General features: G+C 64.4%; 25 protein-coding genes. 6 read left to right on the top strand and 19 right to left on the bottom strand.

Annotated features, from left to right (window positions below):
• Nucleotides 1-26: 26 nt before the first annotated feature.
• Together fabR and HU738_RS24780 are read right to left on the bottom strand one after the other, a co-directional pair.
• Complete coding sequence (gene fabR / locus HU738_RS24785) at nt 27-662, bottom strand: HTH-type transcriptional repressor FabR (protein ID WP_176510373.1); 636 nt, start codon at nt 660-662, stop codon at nt 27-29.
• 122 nt (nt 663-784) lie between these two features.
• On the bottom strand, nt 785-1,237 hold the full coding sequence (locus tag HU738_RS24780) for a phage infection protein (RefSeq protein WP_217871510.1): 453 nt from the start codon (nt 1,235-1,237) through the stop codon (nt 785-787).
• Between the two features lie 340 nt (nt 1,238-1,577).
• Between HU738_RS24780 and HU738_RS24775 the strand changes: the two genes are divergently transcribed.
• On the top strand, nt 1,578-3,644 hold the full coding sequence (locus tag HU738_RS24775; RefSeq protein WP_186604709.1) for an AsmA family protein: 2,067 nt from the start codon (nt 1,578-1,580) through the stop codon (nt 3,642-3,644).
• A 28-nt stretch (nt 3,645-3,672) separates the two neighbouring features.
• Here the strand turns inward: HU738_RS24775 and HU738_RS24770 are convergent, their stop codons facing one another.
• On the bottom strand, nt 3,673-4,203 hold the full coding sequence (locus HU738_RS24770) for a ferritin-like domain-containing protein (protein ID WP_060510601.1): 531 nt from the start codon (nt 4,201-4,203) through the stop codon (nt 3,673-3,675).
• Between the two features lie 48 nt (nt 4,204-4,251).
• A complete protein-coding gene (gene osmE, locus HU738_RS24765; RefSeq protein WP_054887835.1) occupies nt 4,252-4,593 on the bottom strand; it encodes an osmotically-inducible lipoprotein OsmE in 342 nt (113 codons plus the stop codon).
• Between the two features lie 123 nt (nt 4,594-4,716).
• On the opposite strand from osmE, the gene HU738_RS24760 reads away from it, so the two are divergent.
• The 3 genes from HU738_RS24760 (at nt 4,717) to HU738_RS24750 (ending at nt 7,112) form a co-directional block, all read left to right on the top strand.
• Nucleotides 4,717-5,607 carry an esterase/lipase family protein gene (locus HU738_RS24760; RefSeq protein ID WP_186604711.1) on the top strand — a complete coding sequence of 297 codons (891 nt, stop codon included), beginning with the start codon at nt 4,717-4,719 and terminating at the stop codon, nt 5,605-5,607.
• A 139-nt stretch (nt 5,608-5,746) separates the two neighbouring features.
• The gene (locus tag HU738_RS24755) at nt 5,747-6,034 is read left to right on the top strand and encodes a PsiF family protein (RefSeq protein ID WP_176510248.1); all 288 of its coding nucleotides are present in this window, start codon (nt 5,747-5,749) and stop codon (nt 6,032-6,034) included.
• A 70-nt stretch (nt 6,035-6,104) separates the two neighbouring features.
• Nucleotides 6,105-7,112 carry an AI-2E family transporter gene (locus HU738_RS24750; RefSeq protein WP_186604713.1) on the top strand — a complete coding sequence of 336 codons (1,008 nt, stop codon included), beginning with the start codon at nt 6,105-6,107 and terminating at the stop codon, nt 7,110-7,112.
• 138 nt (nt 7,113-7,250) lie between these two features.
• On the opposite strand, the gene HU738_RS24745 is transcribed toward HU738_RS24750, so the two are convergent.
• Nucleotides 7,251-8,522, bottom strand: a complete 1,272-nt coding sequence (locus HU738_RS24745; protein WP_186604715.1) for an Hsp70 family protein — start codon at nt 8,520-8,522, stop codon at nt 7,251-7,253.
• Nucleotides 8,523-8,684: 162 nt separating this feature from the next.
• On the opposite strand from HU738_RS24745, the gene cbpA reads away from it, so the two are divergent.
• The gene (cbpA, locus tag HU738_RS24740; RefSeq protein ID WP_176510251.1) at nt 8,685-9,653 is read left to right on the top strand and encodes a curved DNA-binding protein; all 969 of its coding nucleotides are present in this window, start codon (nt 8,685-8,687) and stop codon (nt 9,651-9,653) included.
• 2 nt (nt 9,654-9,655) lie between these two features.
• Nucleotides 9,656-9,961, top strand: coding sequence for a chaperone modulator CbpM (locus tag HU738_RS24735; RefSeq protein ID WP_186604717.1), 306 nt, complete (start codon nt 9,656-9,658; stop codon nt 9,959-9,961).
• Between the two features lie 124 nt (nt 9,962-10,085).
• Here HU738_RS24735 and HU738_RS24730 read toward each other — a convergent pair whose 3' ends face one another.
• The 14 genes from HU738_RS24730 to HU738_RS24665 form a co-directional block, all read right to left on the bottom strand.
• Nucleotides 10,086-10,601: a GNAT family N-acetyltransferase gene (locus tag HU738_RS24730; protein ID WP_186604719.1), complete on the bottom strand. Its 516-nt coding sequence runs from the start codon at nt 10,599-10,601 to the stop codon at nt 10,086-10,088.
• A 31-nt stretch (nt 10,602-10,632) separates the two neighbouring features.
• Nucleotides 10,633-11,331, bottom strand: a complete 699-nt coding sequence (gene urtE / locus HU738_RS24725) for an urea ABC transporter ATP-binding subunit UrtE (protein WP_186604721.1) — start codon at nt 11,329-11,331, stop codon at nt 10,633-10,635.
• Between the two features lie 19 nt (nt 11,332-11,350).
• Complete coding sequence (gene urtD / locus HU738_RS24720; protein WP_178075560.1) at nt 11,351-12,208, bottom strand: urea ABC transporter ATP-binding protein UrtD; 858 nt, start codon at nt 12,206-12,208, stop codon at nt 11,351-11,353.
• Complete coding sequence (gene urtC / locus HU738_RS24715; RefSeq protein WP_186604723.1) at nt 12,205-13,284, bottom strand: urea ABC transporter permease subunit UrtC; 1,080 nt, start codon at nt 13,282-13,284, stop codon at nt 12,205-12,207. Before urtC ends, urtD begins: the two co-directional genes overlap by 4 nt.
• Entirely contained in the window at nt 13,284-14,804 is a 1,521-nt protein-coding gene (urtB, locus tag HU738_RS24710) for an urea ABC transporter permease subunit UrtB (RefSeq protein ID WP_437182041.1), read from the bottom strand. Before urtB ends, urtC begins: the two co-directional genes overlap by 1 nt.
• Before the next feature lie 79 nt (nt 14,805-14,883).
• A complete protein-coding gene (urtA, locus tag HU738_RS24705; RefSeq protein WP_079229882.1) occupies nt 14,884-16,149 on the bottom strand; it encodes an urea ABC transporter substrate-binding protein in 1,266 nt (421 codons plus the stop codon).
• A 188-nt stretch (nt 16,150-16,337) separates the two neighbouring features.
• Complete coding sequence (gene cycA / locus HU738_RS24700; protein WP_186604727.1) at nt 16,338-17,744, bottom strand: D-serine/D-alanine/glycine transporter; 1,407 nt, start codon at nt 17,742-17,744, stop codon at nt 16,338-16,340.
• Nucleotides 17,745-17,977: 233 nt separating this feature from the next.
• On the bottom strand, nt 17,978-19,345 hold the full coding sequence (locus HU738_RS24695) for a PepSY-associated TM helix domain-containing protein (protein ID WP_186604729.1): 1,368 nt from the start codon (nt 19,343-19,345) through the stop codon (nt 17,978-17,980).
• A 58-nt stretch (nt 19,346-19,403) separates the two neighbouring features.
• Nucleotides 19,404-21,461, bottom strand: coding sequence for a TonB-dependent copper receptor (locus HU738_RS24690; protein WP_186604731.1), 2,058 nt, complete (start codon nt 21,459-21,461; stop codon nt 19,404-19,406).
• A gap of 65 nt (nt 21,462-21,526) precedes the next feature.
• Nucleotides 21,527-21,961, bottom strand: a complete 435-nt coding sequence (locus HU738_RS24685) for a DUF2946 domain-containing protein (protein WP_186604733.1) — start codon at nt 21,959-21,961, stop codon at nt 21,527-21,529.
• A 25-nt stretch (nt 21,962-21,986) separates the two neighbouring features.
• Nucleotides 21,987-22,472, bottom strand: a complete 486-nt coding sequence (locus tag HU738_RS24680; RefSeq protein ID WP_186604735.1) for a copper chaperone PCu(A)C — start codon at nt 22,470-22,472, stop codon at nt 21,987-21,989.
• 45 nt (nt 22,473-22,517) lie between these two features.
• Nucleotides 22,518-22,907, bottom strand: a complete 390-nt coding sequence (locus HU738_RS24675; protein ID WP_176509665.1) for a DUF2946 domain-containing protein — start codon at nt 22,905-22,907, stop codon at nt 22,518-22,520.
• Nucleotides 22,908-23,024: 117 nt separating this feature from the next.
• Nucleotides 23,025-23,879, bottom strand: a complete 855-nt coding sequence (locus HU738_RS24670; protein ID WP_176509664.1) for an SPFH domain-containing protein — start codon at nt 23,877-23,879, stop codon at nt 23,025-23,027.
• 27 nt (nt 23,880-23,906) lie between these two features.
• Nucleotides 23,907-24,344 (bottom strand): NfeD family protein, encoded by a 438-nt coding sequence (locus HU738_RS24665; RefSeq protein ID WP_186604737.1) that lies wholly within the window; start codon nt 24,342-24,344, stop codon nt 23,907-23,909.
• Between the last annotated feature and the right edge of the window lie 190 nt (nt 24,345-24,534).

The following is a 24,534-nucleotide window of genomic DNA, read 5'->3' as shown; positions in this document are numbered from 1 at the left end:
TCGGGCAGGGCGCCATGGTAGCAGAACTAGGGTTGTGGGTTGCCCAGCCCTTGCCAGTGGCGCGCGCCGACGAAGATGAAGCGCAGTTGCTGGGTGATCTTTTCCTGGGCGCTCAGCGCCTGTGGATAACCCGGCTCCGGGCTGTCGATCAGCTCCGGCAGGGTGGCGAACACGGTCTTCACCACCAGGTCGGCCATCACCGCCAGCGCGGCGGTGTCCAGGTGTTGCCAGCGCTTCATCCGCGCCAGGTCCGTGGCCAGGTCGTCGCTGATGTCCTGGCGCAGGCGGGCGATGGCCTGGCGCACGGCTTGCGAGCCGCCGTATTGCTCGCGGGCGAGAAACAGGAACTGGGCGCGGTGGGCGGCGACCACGTCGAGGAAGATGCGCACGGAAGCATCGGTGATGCCGCCAAGCTCGAATTCGTTTTGCCGCACCAGGCGGATGGTCTGGCGGAATGTGGCGTCGACCTCGGCGACCAGCGCCAGGCCCAGGGCGTCCATGTCGGAAAAATGCCGATAGAAACCGGTAGGCACGATGCCTGCCGCCTTGGCCACTTCGCGCAGGCTCACGCTGCCAAAGCCACGGCCGCTCTCCATGAGCTGGCAGGCGGCGTCCAGCAGGGCCTGGCGGGTCTGTAGCTTCTGTTCGGCGCGCGGCAGCATGGGGCGGGCTTCTGTGACGGTGAGGCTGGGCACTCTAGATAAAAAAACGAAGCCCGGTCAATGGACCGGGCTGGGAGGGGAGCAAGCGGTGTGACAGAGATTGTTCTTTTCGGCCATGGCGATCAGCTCACATGGCTGAGTTCAACCAGACGGTCCGAGCCACCTTCGGCCACACGGCCCGAGCGTTCGATCAGACGATCAGAGCCACCTTCGGCTACACGGCCAGAGCGTTCGATCAGACGGTCAGAGCCACCTTCGGCTACACGGCCAGAGCGTTCGATCAGGCGGTCAGAGCCACCTTCGGCTACACGGCCAGAGCGTTCGATCAGGCGATCGGAGCCACCTTCGGCTACACGGCCAGAGCGTTCGATCAGGCGATCGGAGCCACCTTCGGCTACACGGCCAGAGCGTTCGATCAGACGATCCGAGCCACCTTCGGCGACGGTTTTAAGCGGTTGGGCGATTTCAGCAGCGCTGGAACGCGATTCGGCGGTCAGGTGCTGGTCGGCAGCTGGCACAGCGAAGGCGTTGGCCGCAAGGATCGACAGGGTCAGGGTCAGCAGGGTGCGTTTCATGATTCGGTGCTCCTCTCGGGGGCTGGAAAGTGGGTACGAGGCCAATGCTACGCCCGGTGACGCCAGAGAGAAGTTCATACGGGTAATGGTAACAATCGACGCTATTGATAGCTTCGGCGGAGGTCTCTATCTCAGGTGTTTGAGGGTGTGTTGCGGCAATTTGCCGGTAATGGATCGAGGCGCCGGAATGCCTGGGATGAGCGCAAGAGCCGAGCAAGAAACCCGACAAAACTCGCTATGATGGCCGTTTGCGATAAAACCCAGCGGGTTTTCATCAGTCCCAGATACTGAGTGCCACCGTTACGCCTGCTTTGTGCCATGCCGTCAGGAGAATCACGCAATGACGCGTCCCGCCAGAATTTTCGTCTGGACCCTAGCCACCTTGTTCACCCTGCTGGCGATCCTGGTGGTGATCATCGCCACCTTCGACTGGAACCGCGTCAAGCCGCTACTCAACGACAAGGTATCCGAGGCCTTGCACAGGCCGTTCGCGATCAATGGCAACCTCGCCGTGCACTGGCGTACCGAGCCGGAAGAAGGCGGCTGGCGCGCCTGGGTGCCGTGGCCACACTTCATCGCCGAAGACCTGACCCTGGGCAACCCTGACTGGCTCAAGGAGCCGCAGATGGTCGGCCTGGAGCGCGTGGAGTTCCGCCTGGCGCCGTTGCCACTGGTATTCCAGCGCATCAGCATCCCGCGCATCGACCTGACCAAACCCACCGCCAGCCTTACGCGCCTGGCGGATGGCCGCGCCAACTGGACGTTCGACTTCGGGCCCAGGGACGAGAACGAGGAACCGTCCAGCTGGCAGCTGGACATCGGTGCCATCGGCTTTGACCAGGGCAATGTCAGCTTCGATGACCAGACGCTGAAGACCAGCATGAAGGTGCAGATCGACCCGCTGGGCAAACCGATCCCGTTCAGTGAAATCGTCGGCAAGGCCAGCGCCGAAAAGGCCGGCGGCGCGCAGGATTATGCTTTCGGGCTCAAGGCCCAAGGCCGCTACAAAGGCCAACCGGTGTCCGGTACCGGCAAGATCGGCGGCCTGCTGGCGCTGCAGGACGCCAGCCAGCCTTTCCCGCTGCAGGCCGATGTGCACATTGCCGATACCCATGTCGTGCTCGCCGGTACCCTGACCGACCCGCGCAACCTCGGCGCGCTGGACCTGCGCCTGCGCCTGTCCGGTGCCAGCCTGGGCAACCTCTACCCGTTGACCGGCGTGACGCTGCCCGACACCCCAGCCTATTCAACCGACGGCCGGCTCAGCGCCAACCTGCATGCCGCCGAAGGCGCGACCTTCAATTACCAGGGCTTCAACGGCAAGATCGGCGACAGCGACATCCATGGCGACCTGGCCTTCGTCGCCAGCCAGCCACGTCCCAGGCTCTCCGGCAACCTGGTGTCCAACCAGTTGCTGTTCAACGACCTGGCGCCGCTGATCGGTGCCGACTCCAACACCGAGCAGAAAGCTCGCGGCGGTGCCAGCAAACAGCCGGCCGACAAGGTGCTGCCGGTTGAAGAGTTCCGCACCGAGCGCTGGCGGGCCATGGACGCCGACGTCACCTTTGCCGGCAAGCGCATCGTGCACAGCGAAAAGCTGCCATTCAACGACCTGTCCGCCCACGTGATCCTCGACGATGGCCTGCTGCGCCTGGAGCCGCTGCGCTTTGGCGTAGCCGGTGGCAGCCTGGCTTCCAACATTCGCCTGGACGGCCGCAACGTGCCGCTGCAGGGGCGTGCCCAACTGACAGCGCGTGGCTTCAAGCTCAAAGAGCTGTTCCCCACCTTTGCGCCGATGCAGACCAGCTTCGGCGAGTTGAACGGCGATGCCGACATCAGTGGGCGTGGCAACTCGGTGGCGGCATTGCTGGGCACGGCCAATGGCAACCTGCGCATGTTGATCAACGATGGCGCCATCAGCCGCAGCCTGATGGAGATCGCCGGGCTGAATGTCGGCAACTACGTGGTCGGCAAACTGTTTGGTGACGAGGACGTGAAGATCAACTGCGCGGCGGCCGATGTCGGGATCAAGGACGGGCTGGCGACCACGCGGTTGTTCATCTTCGACACCGAGAACGCGATCATCTACATCAACGGCACGGCCAACTTTGCCAGTGAGCAGCTCGACTTGAAGGTCACCCCGGAGTCCAAGGGGCTGCGCTTGTTCTCGCTGCGCTCGCCGCTGTACGTGCGCGGGCCGTTCGTCAAGCCGAATGCCGGTGTGCAGGCGGTGCCGCTGGCGCTGCGCGGGGCAGGAATGGTGGCGTTGGGGGTGGTGGCCGGGCCGGCTGCCGGGTTGCTGGCGCTGGTAGCGCCCAGCAGTGGTGACGAGCCCAACCAGTGCACGCCGCTGCTGCAGCAGATGAAAGCCGGCAAGGCGCCGGCTGCGGTGAAAAAGCAGAAATAGCAAGGGGCCGCATGGCGGCCCCCAGTAATTACAACCCCTGAAGCAGGTCGGACATGTCGTCCGCGTGCTCTTCTTCCTGGGCCAGGATGTCTTCGAAGATCCGCCGGGTAGTGGGGTCTTTATCGCCAATGTACTGAATGATCTCGCGATAGCTGTCGATGGCAATCCGCTCTGCGACCAAGTCCTCCAGCACCATCTCCTTCAACGAATTGCCTGCCACGTACTGGGCGTGGGAGTTCTTGCTGAGGTTGTCCGGGTTGAAGTCCGGCTCGCCGCCCAGCTGCACGATGCGTTCGGCCAGTTTGTCGGCATGTTCGGCTTCCTGGTTGGCATGCTCCAGGAACTCGCTGGCCGCCACGCTGGCCTTGATCCCGCTGGCCATGAAGTAATGGCGCTTGTAGCGCAGCACGCAGACCAGCTCGGTGGCCAGCGACTCGTTGAGCAGGCGCAGGATTTCCTGGCGGTCGGCGTGGTAGCCCTCGGTCACCGCGCCTTGCTCGACATGCTGACGGGCACGTTCGCGCAGGGTTTGCACATCGGTCAGTTCAACGTTGCTCATGGTTATCTCCAAACAGATCAGGTCGGGTGGTCACGGTTGGCGGGACGCTCAAGCGCCATGGGCGGCTTTGCTGTCCTCTTCTCGTTGCTTGCAAGTCTTGAAGCCCTTGGCATCGACATGGCCGGTGGCGTCGAAGCGCACGTAGTAAGGCTGCTGGTGGCCGTCGCGGTTGAGGATGTAGTCGTTGCAGGTCCCGCCGTGCGGCAGGTCGATCACGTTCGACGGGCTGCCGCCAATGGCGATGACCTTCTGCATGGTCATGCCGTTTTCCACCTGCTTGACCAGCGGTTCGTCGCGGAAGGTGACGTAGTCCACCGGGTTTTCCGGGCGGTTGCTGCAGCCGGCCAGCGCCGCGCTTGCCAGAAGGATTGCCAGGGTCTGCTTGTACATGGTCCCGCTCCTTGCAAAGGGTCTGTTTGGCTTGGAACCCTGCGAAGCGCCAGGAGTTCGATTGCGGTGGTCATCGAAGCGGCGCTAGTGTTGGCTGGTCGTCCATGGAAAGGAGTTCAAGCCATGCAGCAGGCGTTGGCCACGCGATACCCGTTGGTGCTGGTGCCGGGCATGCTCGGATTTGTCCGGGTGCTGCTCTATCCGTACTGGTTCGGCATCGTGCCGGCATTACGCAAGGGCGGCGCCCAGGTGTTTCCGGTGCAGGTCTCGCCGGTGCATTGCAATGAGGTGCGCGGTGAGCAGTTGCTGGCGATCATCGAAGGCATCTGCCAGCGCACCGGTGCTGCCAAGGTCAACCTCATCGGCCACAGCCAGGGGGCGCTTGACGCACGCTATGCGGCGGCCAAACGGCCGGATCGGGTCGCCTCGGTCACCTCGGTGGCGGGGCCCAACCATGGCTCGGAACTGGCCGATCACCTTGAGCGCTCGGCGCCTGGGGATTCACCCCAGGGGCGCGTGCTCAAGGCCGTCCTGCATGGCCTGGCGGTGTTGCTGGTATGGCTGGAAACCGGCTGGCGGCGCGACCCGCTGCCGGTCGACGTGCATGCTTCGCATCAGGCCCTGACCAGTGCCGGCGTGGCGCTGTTCAACCAGGCTTATCCACAGGGGCTGCCGGAAACCTGGGGTGGGGAAGGCGCGTACGAAGTGAATGGCGTGCGCTACTACTCCTGGTCCGGCACCTTGCAACCGGGGCTGACCGACCAGGGGCGCAACCGCTTCGACGGCAGCAGCTATTTCTGCCGGCTGTTTGCGCGCAGTTTCGTCAGGGAAAAGGGCCATTGCGACGGCATGGTCGGGCGCTTCAGCTCGCACCTGGGGCAGGTGATCGGCGATGACTTTCCGCTCGATCACCTGGACATCGTCAACCAGTCGCTAGGCGCGGTGGGCAAGGGGGCCGAGCCGCTGCGGCTGTTCACCGAACATGCGGCGCGGCTCAAGGCAGCCGGGCTCTAGCCGCGTACTGGCGTGGCCCGGATGGCGCCCGGCCAAGGTCATCATGAAGGCCCATCGGTGCCCAGGCAAAATGTCAGAAACCTTGTCTACACTCAGGCACATGTCCGTGCATCGGGCGCGGAGTCAAGGAGACCACTCCATGAAAATGCTGCACATGCCCTTGCTGGTGTTGGCTGTGTTGTTCAGTGCGCAAGGATTTGCCGCCAACACGGCGCAACAGGAAAAGATGAAAACCTGCAACGCCGACGCCACGGCCAAGGCGCTCAAGGGCGATGAGCGCAAAGCGTTCATGAGCACCTGCCTGAAGAAGGATGTGCCGCAGTCGCAGCAGGAAAAGATGAAAACCTGCAACGCCGACGCCAGCACCAAGGCGCTCAAGGGTGACGAACGCAAGGCGTTCATGAGCGACTGCCTGAAGAAGAAGTGACCTGCGCCTATGCCTGTGTGCTGAAGGCTGGCAGACTGCGGGCAATCCCGCCGTCTGCCGTCGAGGCTGTATGACTTTCACCCCCCGCCAGATTACCCTGGCCAGCCTGATCATCGTCATGGCCGGCCTGCTGCTAGCTCTACCCCTGAAGTTGCTGCCCAGCCTGCTGGCCGGCCTGTTGGTGTTCGAGCTGGTGAACATGCTCACCCCGCGCCTGCAACCGCTGATCGCCGGGCAGCGTGCGCGCTGGCTGGCGGTGGCGCTGTTGGGGGTGCTGGTGGTCAGCGTCCTGACCCTGCTGATTGCCGGTGCCTTCAGCTTCCTGCTGCACGAAGCCGAGAACCCCGGGGCCTCGCTCGACAAGTTCATGACCTTGGTCGAACGCGCCCGCAGCCAGCTGCCTCCGTTCATCGAAGCCTACCTGCCGGCCAGTGCGGCGGAGTTCAAGGTGGCCATCGGTGACTGGATCAAGAGCCACCTGAGCGACCTGCAGCTGGTGGGCAAGGGCATGGCGCACATGTTCGTGACGCTGCTGATCGGCATGATCCTCGGCGCCATCATCGCCCTGCAGCGCATCCCCGACATTTCCCGGCGCAAGCCCCTGGCGGCGGCCTTGTTCGAGCGGCTGAACCTGCTGGTTCAGGCGTTTCGCAACATTGTCTTCGCGCAGATCAAGATCTCGATGCTCAACACCGCGTTCACCGGCATCTTCCTCGCCGTGGTGATGCCGTCGTTCGGCGTGCACCTGCCGCTGACCAAGACACTGATCGTGCTGACCTTCCTGCTCGGGCTACTGCCAGTCATTGGCAATCTGATGTCCAACACCCTGATCACCATCGTCGGCATGTCGTTGTCGATCTGGGTGGCGGCGGCGGCGCTGGGCTACCTGATCGTGATCCACAAGGTCGAGTACTTCCTCAATGCTAAGATCGTCGGCGGGCAGATCAGTGCCAAGGCCTGGGAGCTGTTGCTGGCGATGCTGGTGTTCGAGGCGGCGTTCGGCTTGCCGGGGGTGGTGGCAGGGCCGGTCTATTACGCCTATCTGAAGAGTGAGCTGCGGCGGGCCGAGCTGGTCTGACAGATCGCTGGGGCCGCTTTGCGGCCCTTTCGCGACACAAGGCCGCTCCCACATGATCACCATGGCTGCTGGGCTATAGGTAATCCTGTGGGAGCGGCCTTGTGTCGCGAAAGGGCTGCAAAGCAGCCCCAAAATGGCTCAGGCAGCGCCGTAGCGCTTGCGGGCCTCAATGGCCAACCCGCTACCGATGCTGCCAAAGATGTTGCCTTCCACATGCTGCGCATTCGGCAGCATCGCCGACACACTGTTGCGCAATGCCGGAATACCGCTCGAACCACCGGTGAAGAACACCGTATCCACCTGGCCCGCGCTCACACCAGCCTTGGCCAGCAACTCGGTCACACTGCCGCGCACGCGTTCCAGCAGCCCTTCGATGGCCTCCTCGAACAGCACCCGGGTCAGGTCCACACCGAGCTCGCGCTCGATACGGCTGAGGTCGACGCGGCGGCTGTCCTGCTCGGTCAGCTCGATCTTGCTGGCTTCCACTTCCATCGCCAGCCAGTGCCCGGCGCGCTCCTCGATCAGCTTGAACAGGCGATCGATGCCCAGGGTGTCCTCGATGTCATAGCGCATGCTGCCCAGTGCCAGCTGCGACTTCTGCGAGTACAAGGCGTTGATGGTATGCCAGGTCGCCAGGTTCAGGTGGTAGCTGGTCGGCATCAGCGCGCCGCTCTTCATCCGGCTGCCGTAGCCGAACAGCGGCATCACGCCCTGCAGGCTCAGCTGCTTGTCGAAGTCGGTACCGCCAATGTGCACACCGCCAGTGGCGAGGATGTCGCTCTGGCGCTCGGCCACCCGATGGCGCTCGGGTGACAGGCGGATCAGGGTAAAGTCCGACGTACCACCGCCGATATCGACAATGAGCACCAGTTCTTCAGCGCTGATGCCCGACTCGTAGTCGAACGCTGCGGCAATCGGCTCATACTGGAACGACACGTCCTTGAAGCCGATCTTGCGCGCCACCTCGGCAAGGGTGTCCTCGGCCTCCTGGTCGGCGGCCGGGTCTTCATCGACGAAGAATACCGGGCGACCCAGTACCACCTGCTCGAATTCGCGACCGGCGGCAGCCTCGGCACGCTTTTTCAGCTCGCCGATGAACATGCCGAGCAGGTCCTTGAACGGCAGGGCGCTGCCCAGCACGCTGGTGTCGTGCTTGATCAGCTTGGAGCCCAGCAAGCTCTTGAGCGAGCGCATGAGGCGGCCTTCGTAGCCTTCCAGGTACTCCTGCAGCGCCAGGCGACCGTACACCGGGCGACGCTCCTCGATGTTGAAGAACACCACAGAGGGCAGGGTGATCTTGCCGTCTTCCAGGGCGATCAGCGACGAAGCGCCCTCGCGGTGCCAGCCGACCGTGGAGTTGGAGGTGCCGAAGTCGATGCCCAGGGCGCGGGCCGGCGATACGTCAGACATGGGAAAAGGCTTCCGGAGGCAAAACGGCCGCGCAGTGTATGCGAGTTGGCTACAGAATCAAGACCGATCGTCTGCCTTGAGGCAACTCCAAGCGCACTTGAAAGGCTATGCTTGAGCCCTATCTTCAGATGCAATACGAAAATTCACATTGGTGATCCATAGATGGACTTCAAAGACTACTACAAGATACTCGGCGTAGAGCCCACGGCGGACGAGAAGGCGATCAAGGCCGCGTACCGCAAGCTGGCGCGCAAGTATCACCCTGACGTCAGCAAGGAACGCGACGCCGAGGAGAAATTCAAGGAGGCCAACGAGGCCTACGAGGTGCTGGGTGACGCGCAGAAGCGCGCCGAGTTCGACGAAATCCGCAAGTACGGCGGCCAGCATGGCCGGCCGTTCCAGGCGCCCCCGGGCTGGCAGAGCCGTGGCGGCGCAGGTGGCGCTGGCGGCGGCTTCGAAGGCGGCGACTTCTCCGACTTCTTCAGCTCGATCTTCGGTGCTCGCGGCGGTAACCCGTTCGGTGGCGGCGGCCGGCAACAACAACGCAGTGCCGGCAGGCGGGGGCAGGACGTGGAACTTGAACTGGCTATCTTCCTGGAAGAAACCCTCAGCAAGGAATCCAAGCAGATCAGTTTCCAGGTGCCGCAGACCAACGCGGCCGGCCAGCGCACCGGGTTCACCACCAAGACCCTGAACGTGAAGATCCCCGCCGGGGTCACCGACGGCGAGCGCATCCGCCTCAAGGGCCAGGGCGCCCCGGGTGTTGGCGGTGGTGCCAACGGCGACCTGTTCCTGACCGTGCGCATGGCGCCGCATCCGCTGTTCGATGTCGAAGGCCATGACCTGATCATCACCGTGCCGCTGGCGCCGTGGGAGGCTGCCCTGGGCACCAAGGTGGCGGTGCCGACCCTGACCGGCAAGATCAACCTGACCATCCGCCCCGACAGCCAGAGCGGCCAGCGCCTGCGGGTGCCGGGCATGGGCCTGGCGAACAAGCACGGCGAGCGCGGCAACCTCTATGCGCAACTGAAGGTGGTGATGCCGCCGGCATCCGACGCTGCCACCCGTGAACTGTGGACCCAGCTTTCCGAGAAAGCGGCGTTCGACCCGAGGACACAATGGAGTAAATGATCATGAGCAGCACCCTGATCGTTCAACTGGACATGCGTACCCTGTGTCAGGAAGCCGATATCACGGCTGACTGCGTGATCGAGATCGTCGAGCACGGCATTGTCGAACCTTCCGGGCGTACGCCGGAGGACTGGTTGTTCGACGATCAGGCGCCGCTTTTGGCCAAGCGCGCGGCGAAGCTGCACAAGGAGCTGGAACTGGAGTGGGAAGGGGTGGCGCTGGCGCTGGATCTGCTGCAGGAGGTGCAGCAACTGCGCAGCGAGAACAGCATGCTGCGCCAGCGGCTGGGCAGATTCATCCAGATGTAAGGTTTGCAGGCCCGGCCTCTTCGCGGCATGCCCGCTCCCACAGGTAATGCACAACCCTCAGGCTTTGTGCGATTCCGCAGGAGCGGGTTTACCCGCGAAGGGGCCAGCACAGCCCACACCCCTCTCAGCGGGGTTCCGCCCCCGGGTTCAGCACCAGCTGCATGAAGGTCAAGTCCAGCCAGCGGCCGAACTTCACCCCCACCTGCGGCATCTGCCCGCTCACCACGAAGCCCAGCCGCTCATGCAGGCGTACCGAGGCGGCATTGCCGCTTTCGATGGCCGCGACCATCACATGCTTGCCGCAGCCACGGGCGCGCTCGATCAGCGCCGCCATCAGCACCGGGCCCAGGCCCTTGCCACGCTGGTCGCTGCGCACATACACCGAGTGTTCCACGGTCAGGCGAAAACCTTCGAACGGCCGCCAGTCGCCAAACGACGCATAACCCAGTACGCCGGTGTCATCCACGGCCACCAGGATCGGGTAACCCTGCTGCGCCCGTGCTTCGAACCAGGCCTGGCGGTTGGCCAGGTCCACCGGGTTCTCGTTCCAGATCGCCGTGGTGTTACGCACGGCGTCGTTGTAGATGTCGAGGATGCCCGGCACGTCGGTGGCCAGGGCATCGCGGATTTCGTAACTCATGACAGCGTCTCGCAGGGTCGTTGGATGCAGATTAAATGGTTACCAGCCCCCGCACACCTTCGGCTTGCATGTTTTCACCGCGGCCACGCTGGATGATCTCGCCCCGGGCCATGACCAGGTACTGGTCGGCCAGTTCTTCGGCGAAGTCGTAGAACTGCTCGACCAGCAGGATCGCCATGTCGCCGCGTTCGGCCAGACGGCGGATCACCGCGCCGATTTCCTTGATCACCGAGGGCTGAATGCCTTCGGTCGGTTCGTCGAGAATGAGCAACCGCGGGCGGCTGGCCAGGGCCCGGCCAATGGCCAATTGTTGCTGCTGGCCACCGGACAGGTCGCCGCCGCGGCGTTGCTTCATCTGCTCCAGCACCGGGAACAGTTCGTAGATGAAAGCAGGTGCTTCCCGAGCCTCGCGGGCCGGGAAGCGTGACAGGCCCATCAGCAGGTTTTCCTCGACAGTCAGTCGCGGGAAGATCTCGCGGCCTTGGGGCACGTAGGCGATCCCGGCATGCACCCGCTGCTGAGGCTTGAGTGTGGTGATCGTTTTGCCTTCCCACTCGATGCTGCCTTCACGGGCCGGCACCAGGCCCATCAGGCAGCGCAGCAAGGTGGTCTTGCCCACACCATTGCGGCCCAACAGGCAGGTGACTTCGCCGACCTTGGCTTCGAAGGACAGGCCGCGGAGGATGTGGCTGCCGCCGTAGTACTGATGCAGGGTGTCGATTTTCAGCATGTCTTGTCCTTGGTATTGATCAGCGACCCAGGTAAACCTCGACCACCCGCTCATCCGCCTGCACCTGCTCCAGCGACCCTTCCGCCAGCACGCTGCCTTGGTGCAGCACGGTGACATGGTCGGCAATGCTGCCGACGAAGCCCATGTCATGCTCCACCACCATCAGCGAGTGCTTGCCGGCCAGGCCCTTGAACAGCTCGGCGGTGAATTCGGTTTCGGCATCGGTCATGCCCGCCACCGGCTCGTCGAGCAGCAGCAGTTGTGGTTCCTGCACCAGCAGCATGCCGATCTCGAGGAACTGCTTCTGCCCGTGCGACAGCAGGCCCGCCTGGCGCTGGGCCAAGGGCAGCAGGCGCAAGGTGGTCAGCACGTCCTCGATGCGCTGGCGCTGATCGCCGCTCAGGCGCGCGGCCAGGCTGGCCCATACCGACTTGTCGGTCTTCAACGCCAGCTCCAGGTTCTCGAACACGGTCAGTGCTTCGAACACCGTGGGCTTCTGAAACTTGCGGCCGATGCCGGCCTGGGCGATCTGGTATTCGCTCATGCGGGTCAGGTCGAGGGTGTCGCCGAAGAAGGCGCTGCCGGTGTCAGGGCGGGTCTTGCCGGTAATCACGTCCATCATCGTGGTCTTGCCGGCGCCGTTGGGGCCGATGATGCAGCGCAACTCGCCCACGCCGATGTACAGGTTCAGCGCATTGAGGGCCTTGAAGCCGTCGAAGCTGACGCTGATGTCCTCCAGGCTCAGTACCGTGCCGTGGCGGGTGTCGAGGCCGGCCTTACGGCTCTGGCCCAGGCCGATCGCCTCGCGGCCGCTGCCGAGGGTGTCGAACACAGGTTCCAGCATGAATTCCGGGTGGACCGGGGGCACGCCTCTCATGGCTGGCTCCTTTTCTTCAACAGGCCGACCACGCCCTTGGGCAGGTACAGGGTGACGAGAATGAACAGCGCACCGAGGAAGAACAGCCAGAACTCGGGAAACGCCACGGTGAACCAGCTCTTCATGCCATTGACCAGGCCGGCACCGAGCAGTGGGCCGATCAGCGTGCCACGCCCGCCCAGCGCGACCCACACGGCGGCTTCGATGGAGTTGGTCGGCGACATCTCGCTGGGGTTGATGATGCCCACCTGTGGCACATACAGTGCGCCGGCCAGGCCGCACAGCACGGCGCTGAGCACCCATACCAGCAGCTTGAAGCCGCGCGGGTCGTAGCCACAGAACATCAAGCGGTTTTCGGCATCGCGCACGGCGGTGAGCAGGCGGCCGAACTTGCTCTGGGTCAGGCGCCAGCACAGGTACAGGCTGGCCAGGAGCAGGCCGACGGTGAGCAGGAACAGCACCGCGCGGGTGCCCTGCGCGGCGATGTCGAAGCCGAGGATGGTGCGGAAGCTGGTGAAGCCGTTGTTGCCGCCGAAGCCTGTTTCGTTACGGAAGAACAGCAGCATACCGGCGAAGGTCAGCGCCTGGGTCATGATCGAGAAGTACACGCCCTTGATCCGTGAGCGGAAGGCGAACCAGCCAAACACCAGCGCCAGCAGACCGGGCGCCAGTACCACCAGGCACAGGGCCCAGGCGAAGTGCTGGGTGCCGGCCCAGTACCACGGCAGTTCGGTCCACGACAGGAAGGTCATGAACCCCGGCAGGCCGTCGCCGGCCGCCTGGCGCATCAGGTACATGCCCATGGCGTAGCCGCCGAGGGCGAAGAACAGGCCGTGGCCCAACGACAGCAGCCCGGCATAGCCCCAGACCAGGTCCAGGGCCAGGGCGACGATGGCGTAGCACAGGATCTTGCCTACCAGGGTGAGGGTGTAGGCCGAGACCTGCAGCGCGTGGCCCGCCGGCAGCAGCGACAGCAGCGGCAGGGCCACCAGCAACAGAACGACGACCGCGCCGATGGCCAGCGACAGCCGTGGCCCGGCTTTTTGCGTAGCGGTGACAAGCAGTGGCTGGTTCATCAGTCGATTACCCGTCCCTTGAGGGCGAACAGGCCTTGCGGGCGCTTCTGGATGAACAGAATGATCAACGCAAGGATGAGGATCTTGCCGAGCACCGCACCGATCTGCGGCTCCAGCAGTTTGTTGGCGATTCCTAAGCCGAACGCTGCCCAGAGGCTGCCGGCCAGTTGCCCGACGCCGCCGAGCACCACCACCAGGAACGAGTCGATGATGTAGCTCTGGCCCAGGTCCGGGCCGACGTTGCCGACCTGGCTCAGGGCCACGCCACCCAGGCCGGCGATGCCCGAGCCGAGGCCGAAGGCAAGCATGTCGACGCGCCCGGTGGAGACGCCGCAGCAGGCTGCCATGTTGCGGTTCTGGGTCACGGCGCGCACGTTCAGGCCCAGGCGTGTGCGATTGAGCAGCAGCCAGGTGAGCAGGACCACGGCGAGGGCGAAGCCAATGATCACCAGGCGGTTGTAGGGCAGCACCAGGTTGGGCAGCAGCTGGATGCCGCCGGACAGCCAGGCCGGGTTGCTGACTTCGACGTTCTGCGCGCCGAACAGCAGGCGGATGGCCTGGATCAGGATCAGGCTGATGCCCCAGGTCGCCAGCAGGGTTTCCAGCGGGCGCCCGTAGAGATGGCGGATCACCGTGCGCTCCAGGGCCATGCCGACCCCGGCGCTGACCGCAAAGGCCACCGGCAGGGCGATCAGCGGGTAGAACTCGATGGCGCCGGGGGCGTAACGCTGCAGCAGCACCTGGACCATGTAGGTGCTGTAGGCGCCGAGCATGAGCATCTCGCCATGGGCCATGTTGATCACCCCGAGCAGGCCGAAGGTGATCGCCAGGCCCAGTGCGGCCAGCAGCAGGATCGAGCCCAGCGACAGGCCACTGAAGGCCTGGCCGAGCAGCTCGCCGACCAGCAGCTTGCGCTTGACCTGGGCGAGGCTGGTTTCAGCAGCAGTGCGTACGCCCGGATCGCTTTCCGCGCCGGGCTGCAGCAAGGCTTCGAGGCGGGTGCGGGCCAGCGGGTCGCCGGTTTCGCCGAGCAGGCGCACCGCAGCCAGGCGCACGGCTGGCTCGCTGGCGCCCAGTTGCAGGTTGGCCAGGGCCAGGCCGAGGGCAGCGTGCACGGCGGCGTCCGGCTCACTGGCGAAGCGCCGGTCGAGGAAGGCCATCTGCGCTGGCTGCGCGCTCTTTTGCAGTTGCTGGGCAGCGGCCAGGCGCGTGGCGCTGTCATCGCTGAGCAACTGATGGCTGGCCAGGGCATTGTCGATCAGGCTGCGCAGGCGGTTGTTCAGGCGCACCTTGCGGGTGTCATCGGCGGCGATGCGGCCCTGGCGCAGGTTGTCCAGCAGCGGCAGGCGCGCGGCATCGGGTTGTGCCGCCCAGCTTTCGAGCAGTCGGGCCTGCTCGGCGGGCTTGGCGGTGAGGAAGAATTCGCCCTCGCCGGCCTGGGTGGCCAGGGGGATCAGCAGGAGCAGGGTGAGCAGCAGTCTGAGCATGCGGGCAATCCTGGAAATCGGCGGTGGATTCATCGCGGATGAATCCGTTCCTACAAGAACCCCGTAGGAGCGGATTCATCCGCGAAAGGGCTGCAAAGCAGCCCCAATGCACTCAGTTACCTTTCACCGCATAGTCCGGCCGCTTGTCGTTCCCTGGAATGAACGGGCTCCAAGGCTGCGCCCGCAGCGGCTGCTCGGTCTCCCAGACCACGCTGAACTGCCCGTCATCCTGGATCTCGCCGATCATTACCGGCTTGTGCAGGTGGTGGTTGGTCTTGTCCATGGTCAGGGTAAAGCCCGACGGCGCCTTGAAGGTCTGCCCGGCCAGCGCCTCGCGCACCTTGTCGACATCGGTGGACTTGGCCTTCTCGGCGGCCTGTGCCCACATGTGGATGCCCACGTAGGTGGCTTCCATCGGGTCGTTGGTCACGGCCTTGTCGGCGCCGGGCAGGCCCTTGGCCTTGGCATAGGCCTTCCAGTCGGCGACGAACTTCTGGTTGACCGGGTTATCCACCGACTCGAAGTAGTTCCATGCCGCCAGGTGGCCTACCAGCGGCTTGGTGTCGATGCCGCGCAGCTCTTCTTCGCCTACCGAGAAGGCCACCACCGGCACGTCGGTGGCCTTCAGGCCTTGGTTGGCCAGTTCCTTGTAGAACGGCACGTTGGAGTCGCCGTTGACGGTCGAGATGACCGCGGTCTTGCCGCCAGCGGAGAATTTCTTGATGTTGGCGACGATGGTCTGGTAATCGGCATGGCCGAACGGGGTGTAGACCTCTTCGATGTCCTTGTCGGCCACGCCCTTGCTGTGCAGGAAGGCGCGCAGGATCTTGTTGGTGGTGCGCGGGTAGACGTAGTCGGTGCCCAGCAGGAAGAAGCGCTTGGCGCTGCCGCCATCCTCGCTCATCAGGTATTCCACTGCCGGGATAGCCTGCTGGTTGGGCGCGGCGCCGGTGTAGAACACGTTGGGCGACATTTCTTCACCTTCATACTGCACCGGGTAGAACAGCAGGCCGTTGAGCTCCTCGAACACCGGCAGCACCGACTTGCGCGACACCGAGGTCCAGCAGCCGAACACCACCGCGACCTTGTCCTGGGTCAGCAGCTGGCGGCTCTTTTCAGCGAACAGCGGCCAGTTGGAGGCTGGGTCGACCACCACCGGTTCGAGCAGCTTGCCATTCACGCCGCCCTTGGCGTTGATCTCGTCGATGGTCATCAGCGCCATGTCCTTGAGCGAGGTCTCGGAAATCGCCATGGTCCCGGACAGCGAATGCAGGATGCCGACCTTGATGGTCTCGGCGGCCTGGATGCTCCAGCTCAGGCCCATGGCGGCAATAGATGCGCTGAGGGTAAAGGCCTTGATCAGACTGCGACGCTTCATGTGCTCTCTCTCCGCTGAGTTTTTTATGGTGTTGGCCAAGCGGGGAGGGCGTTGCAAGGGGTATGCCTAACGGCGGAAGGTGCGCAATAGAGGGGTTGTGCGAGGTGTTGGGGCGTTTGCAAGGTCCAGCGTGGTGCCTGGTGGATTTGCGTGCACAGGATTGGGGCCGCACAGCGGCCCCCTTACCATCAGCCGTTACGCACGGCCGAGCGCGGATGACGACGGCTACGCACGCCCTGATAGGTCACTGCCAGCAGCAGGAACCAGATCGGCGTCACCACCAGCGCCGAGCGGGTATCGGCTTCCAGGCTCAGCAGCACCAGGATGAAGGCGAAGAACGCCAGGCACACGTAGCACATGAACCGCCCGCCCGGCATCTTGTACTTCGAGGCCTGGTGCAGTGCACCGCGGTGCGTGCGGTATTTCAGGTACGACAGCAGGATCAGCGTCCAGACGAACATGAACAGCACCGCCGACACGGTGGTGACCAGGGTGAAGGCTTCGATCACGTTCGGCACCAGGTAGATCAGTACCGCACCCAGCAGCAGGCAGACGCAGGAGAAGTACAGGCCGTTGGCCGGCACCGAGCGGCTCGACAGTTTCTCGAACGCCTTGGGTGCATCGCCTTCCTGGGACAGGCCGTAGAGCATGCGGCTGGTGGAGAATACACCGCTGTTGGCCGAAGAGGCCGCCGAGGTGAGTACCACGAAGTTGATGATGCTCGCCGCCGCCGGCAGGCCGGCCAGCACGAACAGTTCCACGAACGGGCTCTTGCCCGGCACCACGTCGCGCCATGGGGTCACTGCCATGATCGCGATCAGCGCCAGTACGTAGAACACGATGATCCGCACCGGGATCGAGTTGATCGCCCGCGGCAAGGTGCGCTCGGGGTTCTTCGCTTCTGCTGCGGTGGTGCCCACCAGTTCGATGCCGACAAACGCGAACACGGCAATCTGGAAACCGGCGAAGAAGCCCATCAGGCCATTGGGGAACATGCCGCCGTCGTTCCACAGGTTGGCCAGTTGCGCGGTGCGCCCGCTCGGCGAAGTGAAGCCGGTGATCACCAGGTACAGGCCGGTGGCCACCAGGCCGAGGATGGCGACGATCTTGACCAGGGCGAACCAGAACTCCAGCTCGCCGAACATCTTCACCGTGACCAGGTTCAGCGACAGCAGCAGTGCCACGCAGGTCAGCGCCGGTATCCACTGGGGCAGGTCAGGGAACCAGAATTGCGTGTAGGCGGCGATCGCGACCACGTCGGCGATGCCGGTGACTACCCAGCAGAACCAGTAGGTCCAGCCGGTGAAGTAGCCCGCCCAGGGGCCGAGCAGGTCGGCGGAGAAGTCGATGAACGACTTGTAGTTGAGGTTCGACAGCAGCAGTTCGCCCATGGCGCGCATGACGAAGAACAGCATGAAGCCGATGATCATGTAGACGAAGATGATCGACGGCCCGGCCAGGCTGATGGTCTTGCCCGAGCCCATGAACAGGCCTGTGCCGATGGCCCCGCCAATGGCGATCAGCTGGATATGGCGGTTGGTCAGGTTGCGCTGCAGATGTGGCTCATCCGGCGCGTTGGGAGAAGTGTGCGTCATCAAGCGGCATTCCCTTGAAAGGTCAGTCTTCTTGTCAGAGGTAGCCGGCTAGGCTAACACGCTCGTGCCAGATCGGGGCGCGACAGATCGACTCGACTTTTGCGGTGCAGCATTCACCTGTGCCGGCCTCTTCGCGGCTGAAGCCGCTCCTGCAGATACTGCACAGCATTCAAGACCTGTTCAGATCGTGCAGGAACGGCTTTAGCCGCGAAGAGGCCGCTGCAGGCGAAAACTCAGGCGCTGGCCAGCACGCGGCGGCGCCGCACCACCAGGCTATCCACCACCCACATCACCACCATCGACACCCCCACCAACGGGAACATCAGGCCCAGCACCAGCATCACCCCCACCGCCGGCTTCCAGCGCGGCAGGTCATGGCGCAGCGGCGGCACACCCAGGCCACCCTCGGGCCGACGCTTCCACCACATCACCAGGCCGCTCACCGAACCCAGCAGGATCATCAGGCACACCAGCAGGATGACGATCTGGTTCAGCGCCCCGAACATCTTGCCCTCATGCAGCATCACGCCCAGCTCGGTAGCCCGGGCCACCGGGCTGTAATCGTGCCAGCGCACATCGGCCAGCACCTTGCCGGTGTATTGGTCGACATGCAGGGTGGCGTCGTTGCGCGGGTCATCGGCGAACACGGCGATGGTATAAACGCCTTCGGCAGTGGTCGGTGCGGTGATGCTGTAGCCTGGCTCGACCTGGCGCGCCGTGGCGATGTCTTGCACCTGCTGCAGGCTCACCTGTGGCGCAGCCGGCGCACTGTCCATCATGGGGTGCCCGGCATGCTCGGCATGGGCGCCGGATTGCGGCATCGGCGTGTTCTCCATCGCCCATGGCACGGTCTGGCGGTGGGCGCTGTTCAGTTCACGGGCTTGTTGGTCGGACTTGGGCACATCATTCCACATGGCCGCCGGAAAGCGGTTCCACAGATTGGCGTACTGCTTGCCCCACAGGCCGGTCCAGGTCATGCCGCTGACCAGCATCAGCAACAGCAGGGCAGAACCCCAGAACCCGGTCACTGCGTGCAGGTCGCGCCAGAACACTCGGCCTTTCGCCGCGAAGCGTGGCCACAGTACACCGGCACCGTTGCGCCCGCGTGGCCACCACAGGTACAGGCCAGATACCACCAGCACGATGCCCCAGCCGGCGGCCAGTTCCACCAGACGGTCACCGACCGTGCCGACCATCAGTTCGCCGTGCAGCGCGCGGGCAATCGCCTGCAGGTTCTGCTTGCCGTCCTGCTCGCCGAGGATCTTGCCGCTGTACGGATCGACGAACACGTTCAGCTCGCGGCCAGCGTCATGCACGACGAACTGCGCGCTGCGCTCGGCATTGATCGGCGGCAGGTACTGGCCGACATGGCCGTTCGGGTAGGCTTGCCGCACTTCGGCCAGCAGCGTGTCGGCACCCTGCCGGTGGTGACCGGCTTCGACCACCATCAGGTCACGGTACAGCAGCGGGTCGAGCTGCGGCTTGAACAGGTAGATGATCCCGGTGAGCGCCAGCAGGATCATGAAAGGGGCGACGAACAGCCCGGCATAGAAGTGCCAGCGCCAAGCCAGGTTGTAGAAGGAAACGCGCGTTCCGCTCATGGGAACCTCCTGTTTGACCAGCTGAAGGGCGCGCCCGAAGCCGCGCCCGTTGTTGTTGTCAGAAGCTGAAATCGACCTTGGTCCAGAAGGTCCTGCCTGGCTCGTTCACCGGCTGTGGATCATTGGCCGGGTAGCCGAACCCGGCATTCCCGGCCAGGTTCAGGTGCTCGGCGTAGGTCTTGTCGAACAGGTTGTCGACCCCTGCGCTGAGCTTGAGGTTGCGGTTCACCTTGTAGGCGCCGTTAAGCGAGAACACGCCGAAGCCGGCGCTCTTGTCGAAGTCCTTGCCGACCACGTTGCCCTGGTTTTCGGCGATGCGGTTCTGCGCTGCTACCAGGCGCCACAGGGCCCCGGCGCTCCAGCTGTCGCGGCTGTAGGTCAGGCCCAGGCGGCTTTCCAGCGGCGGCATCTGCGGCAGTGCCTTGCCGTCGCTGCTGTTCTTGCCCCAGGCGTAGGCCAGGGTGGCATCGGCCTTCCAGCGCTCGGTGAGCTTGTAGGCCGCGCCCAGTTCGCCGCCCATGATGCGGGCGTCGATGTTCTGCGCCTGGGAGCTGCTCATGCCCATCATCCCGGTGCGGTAGTCGAACAGGATGTAGTCACGAATCTGCCCGACGTAGCCCGAGGCCCAGGCGTCCAGGCGCTCGTCGCGGTACTGGATGCCAAAGTCGAGCTGGGTGGTCTTCTCGGGCTTGATGCTGTCGAAGGCGTTCACCGAGCCGGCAGGGCCACGGTCCGGGGAGAACAGCTCCCAGTAGTCCGGGAAGCGCTGGGCGTGGCCGAGGCCGATGTAGGTGGTGGCCGGCAGCGCTGCCAGGTCGTGCTCGTAGCGGATGAAACCGCTGGGCAGCGTGTCGGCGCGGGTGTCGCCGTTGGTGACGCTGTCATCGCGGAAGTCGCGGGCCGAGGCGCGGTCCAGGCGGGCGCCGGTGATCAGGCGATCTTCAGCGGTGGCGTACCAGGTCAGTTCGCCGAACGCGCCGTAGTTGTGGAAATCGGCGTCCTTCTCCCAGGGCTTGTCCTTGTAGGTGTCGATACCCATGGCGCTGCGTGCGCGGTGCTCGTTGGTCTGCGCGTCAATGCCGCTGACCAGTTGCAGGTCCGCCCAGCGCCAAGTGGCCTTGACCCGTGCACCCAGGGTGCGGCGGTCGACGGCGGCGGCCATGGGGCCGGCCATCATGCCGGTGCCCGAGGGCGTGCGCAGGCTGTAGTTGTCCATCACATGGTCGGCGTAGTTGTAGTAGACCTGCGCCTCGACCTTGTCGAGCACCTCGCCGAGGTTGGACTTTTCAAAGCGCAGGCCCAGGCTTTCGCGCTTGAACTGCGCGCCGTCCATGCCGCGGCCGGCATAGCGTGCCTCGCCGTCACCCTTGCCCGCAGTGAGTTCGAGCAATGTGTCCTGGTCGGGGGTCCAGCCCAGGGCCACATCGCCGTTCCATTTCTCCCAGCGCGACGGCACGCTGTCGCCGTTGCCATCGTGGTAGTCGTCCGAGTGCGACTGGTTGCCGACGAAGCGCGCATAGCCTTGGCGGTTGCCGGCCGCCGCATCGAGCACCTTGTCGAAGCGGCCGTTGGAGCCGGCCAGCAGGCTGGCGTTGACCCGGCTGCCGAGGGGGCCGAACTGCTCCGGCTCGCGTTCGAAGAGGATGGTGCCCGCCGAGCCGCCTGGCCCCCAGATCACGCTTTGCGGGCCTTTGATCACGGTCAGGCGGTCGTAGGTTTCCGGGGCGATGTAGGAGGTCGGGGCGTCCATGCGGTTGGGGCAGGCGCCGAGCATCACGCCGCCGTTGGTGAGGATGTTCAGGCGCGAGCCGAACATGCCGCGCAGCACCGGGTCGCCATTGGTGCCGCCAGCGCGGATAGCCGAGAAACCTGGAATGGTCTTCAGGTAGTCGGCACCATCGCTGGCCGGCACGGGTTGGCGTGGGTCCTTGGGGTTGGTGACCACGGTCAGCGGCGAACTGGGTGCCAGCGCGGTGATCACCGTCGGGCTCAGCTCGGCGTCGTGGCCTTCATGGCCAGGGGCGGCAGCCAGCGCCACAGGCGCGAGCAGCGAGCCGCACAGCGCGGCGAATGTGCCTCGCAGGGAGGGCGTTAAAACAGGGGTGCAGCCGTACATAATGATTCCAGTCGATCAGTCATGAGTGTGCGCGAAGCCTCCTGGCTCCGGGCGATAACGGGGGGTCAGACGCTGATCGAAAGAGGCGGCGCGCGGCTGCGCGCACCGGGGAACACGGCCTGCCGGGCATGGCCCTGGCGCGTGGGCGCGGGGAGGAGGGTGGGGGGAACTGCGCTGGCGACACTGAGCGGGCTGAGGGTTTGCGGCAGGGCGGGGCAGTTGAACAGCAGGCTGCAGTAACCGCACTTCTCCCACATCACATGCAGCTGGCCGTCGTTGCCGTGGCCGTGATGGCTATCGCCTGCGGCAGGCTCGGCCGGCATGGACATCGACATGTCCATCGGCATGCTCATGCCGGCGTGGTGGTCCATCGGCATCGACTGGGAAATCAGCGGGCCGATAAAGATCATCCACATGGCGAACAGGCTCAGCCAGCCGCCACCGACGCGCCTGCGTTCAGGGCGGGTGGTACTGCTGAAGCTGTTGCGCGGCAGGCTCATGCTGGCGAGCGCCGGTCAGCGAGGGTCAGTGCGCGTGTTCGTGAGCCTGGGGCTGGTCTGCCGGTGCCTGTTTCTGTACGGCCACTTCCACGGTGACGTCACCTGCTTTCTCGAAGTGCAGGGTCAGCGGGAAGCGCTTGCCGTCGGTAAGCAGGCTGCGGTCCTTGGGCTGCATCAGCATCACGTGGTATGCGCTGGGGGCGAACACCAGGTCTTTGCCGGCGGGCACTGCCACGCTTTGTACCTGCTGCATCTTCATCGCGCCGCTGGCGCTCATGGCGTGCTCATGCAGTTGCGCGTCATCGCTGATCGGGCTGTCGACACTGAGCAGACGGTCATCGGCCTTGCCGTTGTTGTGCACGACGAAATAGGCGGCGACGTTGGGAGCGTTGGGCGGCAGTTGCAGCGACCACGGGTGAGCGATGTGCAGGTCGCCCACGCTGTATTCATGGGCGTTGGCGTAGGCGCCGGGCAGCAACAGGGCAGCCAGTACAAGAGCTTGCTTGAGCATGGTGTGTCTCCGATCAGTGAGGTTCAGGCTGACAGCATGAAGAACTCAGACCAGCGGAGAGGCGCGGGGATTGAGCGCAGGCCAGAGCTGGCGCGGCGTCGGTTGGTAACTGGCGGGTGGTGGCTGGCGCCCGGCCAACAGCGTCGGCGGGTTGTGCAGCTGCGGCGGATAACCCGGCAGGGCCAGCAGCGGTGCAGCGCCCGAACAGCACCAGCAGTGCTGCATGGTGGTGTGCTGGTCGCTTTGCGTACCGAGGTCGATCTTGGCCAGGGCCTGGACATCGGCCTTGGCCTTGCCGGCCATGCTGGAACAGAAAGCCCCCCACAGCAGCTGCTCGGCCGGGCTTTTGGGCGCAGCAGAAGACAGCGGCATGGCCAGCAGGTTGAACAGCACTGCAAGGCAGGCTATCCAGGCAATGTGCCGACGTGGGGGCATGGAGAGATCCGGTCAGGAATCGTGGGCGCTATTGTACGGCGGAGTATAGGTAAAAATGGCAGGGTGCGGTGAAGTGACGCAGGCGGGGGTTGGGGCTGCGAAGCAGCCCCGGAATGTTCAAGCCTTGTTGCGGCCCATCAGGCCACGTACGGTCTCCTGCAGATCCGCAGGCAATACCACGACCTTGGCATTGTCGCTGCTGGCCAGGTTCTCCATGGCCCCGACATAACGCTCACCCAGCAGGTACATGGCCGGCACGGTCTCGTTGCCCACCGCTTGCTTGACCAGGCTGATCGCCTGCGCCGAAGCCTCGGCCAGGCTGACCTGTGCTTCGGCGTCCAGCCTGGCGGCCTGCAGGCGCGCCTCGGCTTCGAGGATCGCCGCCTGCTTGGCCCCTTCGGCGCGGGTCACGTCGGCTTTACGTTCACGCTCGGCGGCCGCCTGGCGCTCCATGGCCAGTTGCATGTTCTGCGATGGCTTGATGTCCTGGATCTCCACCGAGCGCACGGTCACGCCCCAGTCTTCGGTCTGCTCGGACATCGCTTCACGTAGCCGCGCCTTGATCTGTTCGCGGCTGGACAGCGCTTCGTCCAGGTCCATGGCACCGACGATGGCGCGCAGCGAGGTCATGGTCAGGCTGGTGACGGCGAACGAGAAGTTCTGCACGCCATAGGAGGCCTTCTGCGGGTCGACCACCTTGGCGAAGCACAGCGCGTTGGCGACGATCACCGCGTTGTCCCTGGTGATGATTTCCTGCTCCTGCACGTCGAGGATGATGTCCTTGGTCGGCAGTCGGTAAGCGACTACGTCCATGTACGGGATGACGATGTTCAGGCCAGGTTTGAGGGTGCTGTGGTAGCGGCCCAGGCGCTCGACGATCCACTCCTCGCCCTGGGGCACGATACGCACCCCCTTGAACACGGTGATCAGGACGAACAGGGCGATGGCGCCGACAACGATGAGGCTGGTCATGGTGCAAACTTCCTTTTAGATGCTAATTCAGGCCCGGACGACCCGGGCGGTGTTGCCTTCGATGGCGACGAGCCGCACACGCTCGCCTGCCGGGATGTCGCTGTCGGCGACGCAGGACCATTCCTCGTTGCCGAGCAGCGGCTTCTGGAAACGCACGCGGCCTTTCTGGAAGGGCGAGACGTTGCTGGTCAGCAGCCCGACCTCACCGATCACGCTGTCGGCGGTCCAGCGCACGTCCGGTTGCTTGCGCTTGAACAGCTTGAACCAGAGGAACGTGGTCACCGAGGAGAACAGCACCCACAGCAGCACCTGCATATCCAGTTGCAGGGCGGGGGCGGCCAGGGCGATGAGAGAGACCAGCACGGCACCGATGCCGAACCAGATGATGAAGAACGTGGGCAGGACCAGTTCGAGCAGGATCAGGCCGATACCGAAGACCAGCCAGATCCACCATTGCATTTCCATATGGGTGACGCCTTCCGGAGGGGAGGGGCAAGTTTAGGGCGAGGGGCGGCAGAACGCTATTCAGACGACTTCGAATAGAGAGGTGGGAAAATTCTGGTTTTTGCTGGGTTTGCAAGAGTAAAGGTGTGGCGGTTGGGGAGGTAAGGCGGGTAGGAGCGCATTTATCCGCGATGCGCCGCCCGCGCGGCGC

It is taken from the genome of Pseudomonas vlassakiae (assembly GCF_014269035.2).
GTDB classification, from domain to species: domain Bacteria; phylum Pseudomonadota; class Gammaproteobacteria; order Pseudomonadales; family Pseudomonadaceae; genus Aquipseudomonas; species Aquipseudomonas vlassakiae.
This window is presented reverse-complemented; position numbering and strand designations above follow the sequence as displayed.

Excerpts from the sequence above, each read along its gene's own strand:
- fabR (WP_176510373.1), bottom strand. The coding sequence starts at position 662 with ATGCTGCCGCGCGCCGAACAGAAGCTACAGACCCGCCAGGCCCTGCTG.
- HU738_RS24780 (WP_217871510.1), bottom strand. The coding sequence starts at position 1,237 with ATGAAACGCACCCTGCTGACCCTGACCCTGTCGATCCTTGCGGCCAAC.
- HU738_RS24775 (WP_186604709.1), top strand. The coding sequence starts at position 1,578 with ATGACGCGTCCCGCCAGAATTTTCGTCTGGACCCTAGCCACCTTGTTC.
- HU738_RS24770 (WP_060510601.1), bottom strand. The coding sequence starts at position 4,203 with ATGAGCAACGTTGAACTGACCGATGTGCAAACCCTGCGCGAACGTGCC.
- osmE (WP_054887835.1), bottom strand. The coding sequence starts at position 4,593 with ATGTACAAGCAGACCCTGGCAATCCTTCTGGCAAGCGCGGCGCTGGCC.
- HU738_RS24760 (WP_186604711.1), top strand. The coding sequence starts at position 4,717 with ATGCAGCAGGCGTTGGCCACGCGATACCCGTTGGTGCTGGTGCCGGGC.
- HU738_RS24755 (WP_176510248.1), top strand. The coding sequence starts at position 5,747 with ATGAAAATGCTGCACATGCCCTTGCTGGTGTTGGCTGTGTTGTTCAGT.
- HU738_RS24750 (WP_186604713.1), top strand. The coding sequence starts at position 6,105 with ATGACTTTCACCCCCCGCCAGATTACCCTGGCCAGCCTGATCATCGTC.
- HU738_RS24745 (WP_186604715.1), bottom strand. The coding sequence starts at position 8,522 with ATGTCTGACGTATCGCCGGCCCGCGCCCTGGGCATCGACTTCGGCACC.
- cbpA (WP_176510251.1), top strand. The coding sequence starts at position 8,685 with ATGGACTTCAAAGACTACTACAAGATACTCGGCGTAGAGCCCACGGCG.
- HU738_RS24735 (WP_186604717.1), top strand. The coding sequence starts at position 9,656 with ATGAGCAGCACCCTGATCGTTCAACTGGACATGCGTACCCTGTGTCAG.
- HU738_RS24730 (WP_186604719.1), bottom strand. The coding sequence starts at position 10,601 with ATGAGTTACGAAATCCGCGATGCCCTGGCCACCGACGTGCCGGGCATC.
- urtE (WP_186604721.1), bottom strand. The coding sequence starts at position 11,331 with ATGCTGAAAATCGACACCCTGCATCAGTACTACGGCGGCAGCCACATC.
- urtD (WP_178075560.1), bottom strand. The coding sequence starts at position 12,208 with ATGAGAGGCGTGCCCCCGGTCCACCCGGAATTCATGCTGGAACCTGTG.
- urtC (WP_186604723.1), bottom strand. The coding sequence starts at position 13,284 with ATGAACCAGCCACTGCTTGTCACCGCTACGCAAAAAGCCGGGCCACGG.
- urtB (WP_437182041.1), bottom strand. The coding sequence starts at position 14,804 with ATGAATCCACCGCCGATTTCCAGGATTGCCCGCATGCTCAGACTGCTG.
- urtA (WP_079229882.1), bottom strand. The coding sequence starts at position 16,149 with ATGAAGCGTCGCAGTCTGATCAAGGCCTTTACCCTCAGCGCATCTATT.
- cycA (WP_186604727.1), bottom strand. The coding sequence starts at position 17,744 with ATGACGCACACTTCTCCCAACGCGCCGGATGAGCCACATCTGCAGCGC.
- HU738_RS24695 (WP_186604729.1), bottom strand. The coding sequence starts at position 19,345 with ATGAGCGGAACGCGCGTTTCCTTCTACAACCTGGCTTGGCGCTGGCAC.
- HU738_RS24690 (WP_186604731.1), bottom strand. The coding sequence starts at position 21,461 with ATGTACGGCTGCACCCCTGTTTTAACGCCCTCCCTGCGAGGCACATTC.
- HU738_RS24685 (WP_186604733.1), bottom strand. The coding sequence starts at position 21,961 with ATGAGCCTGCCGCGCAACAGCTTCAGCAGTACCACCCGCCCTGAACGC.
- HU738_RS24680 (WP_186604735.1), bottom strand. The coding sequence starts at position 22,472 with ATGCTCAAGCAAGCTCTTGTACTGGCTGCCCTGTTGCTGCCCGGCGCC.
- HU738_RS24675 (WP_176509665.1), bottom strand. The coding sequence starts at position 22,907 with ATGCCCCCACGTCGGCACATTGCCTGGATAGCCTGCCTTGCAGTGCTG.
- HU738_RS24670 (WP_176509664.1), bottom strand. The coding sequence starts at position 23,879 with ATGACCAGCCTCATCGTTGTCGGCGCCATCGCCCTGTTCGTCCTGATC.
- HU738_RS24665 (WP_186604737.1), bottom strand. The coding sequence starts at position 24,344 with ATGGAAATGCAATGGTGGATCTGGCTGGTCTTCGGTATCGGCCTGATC.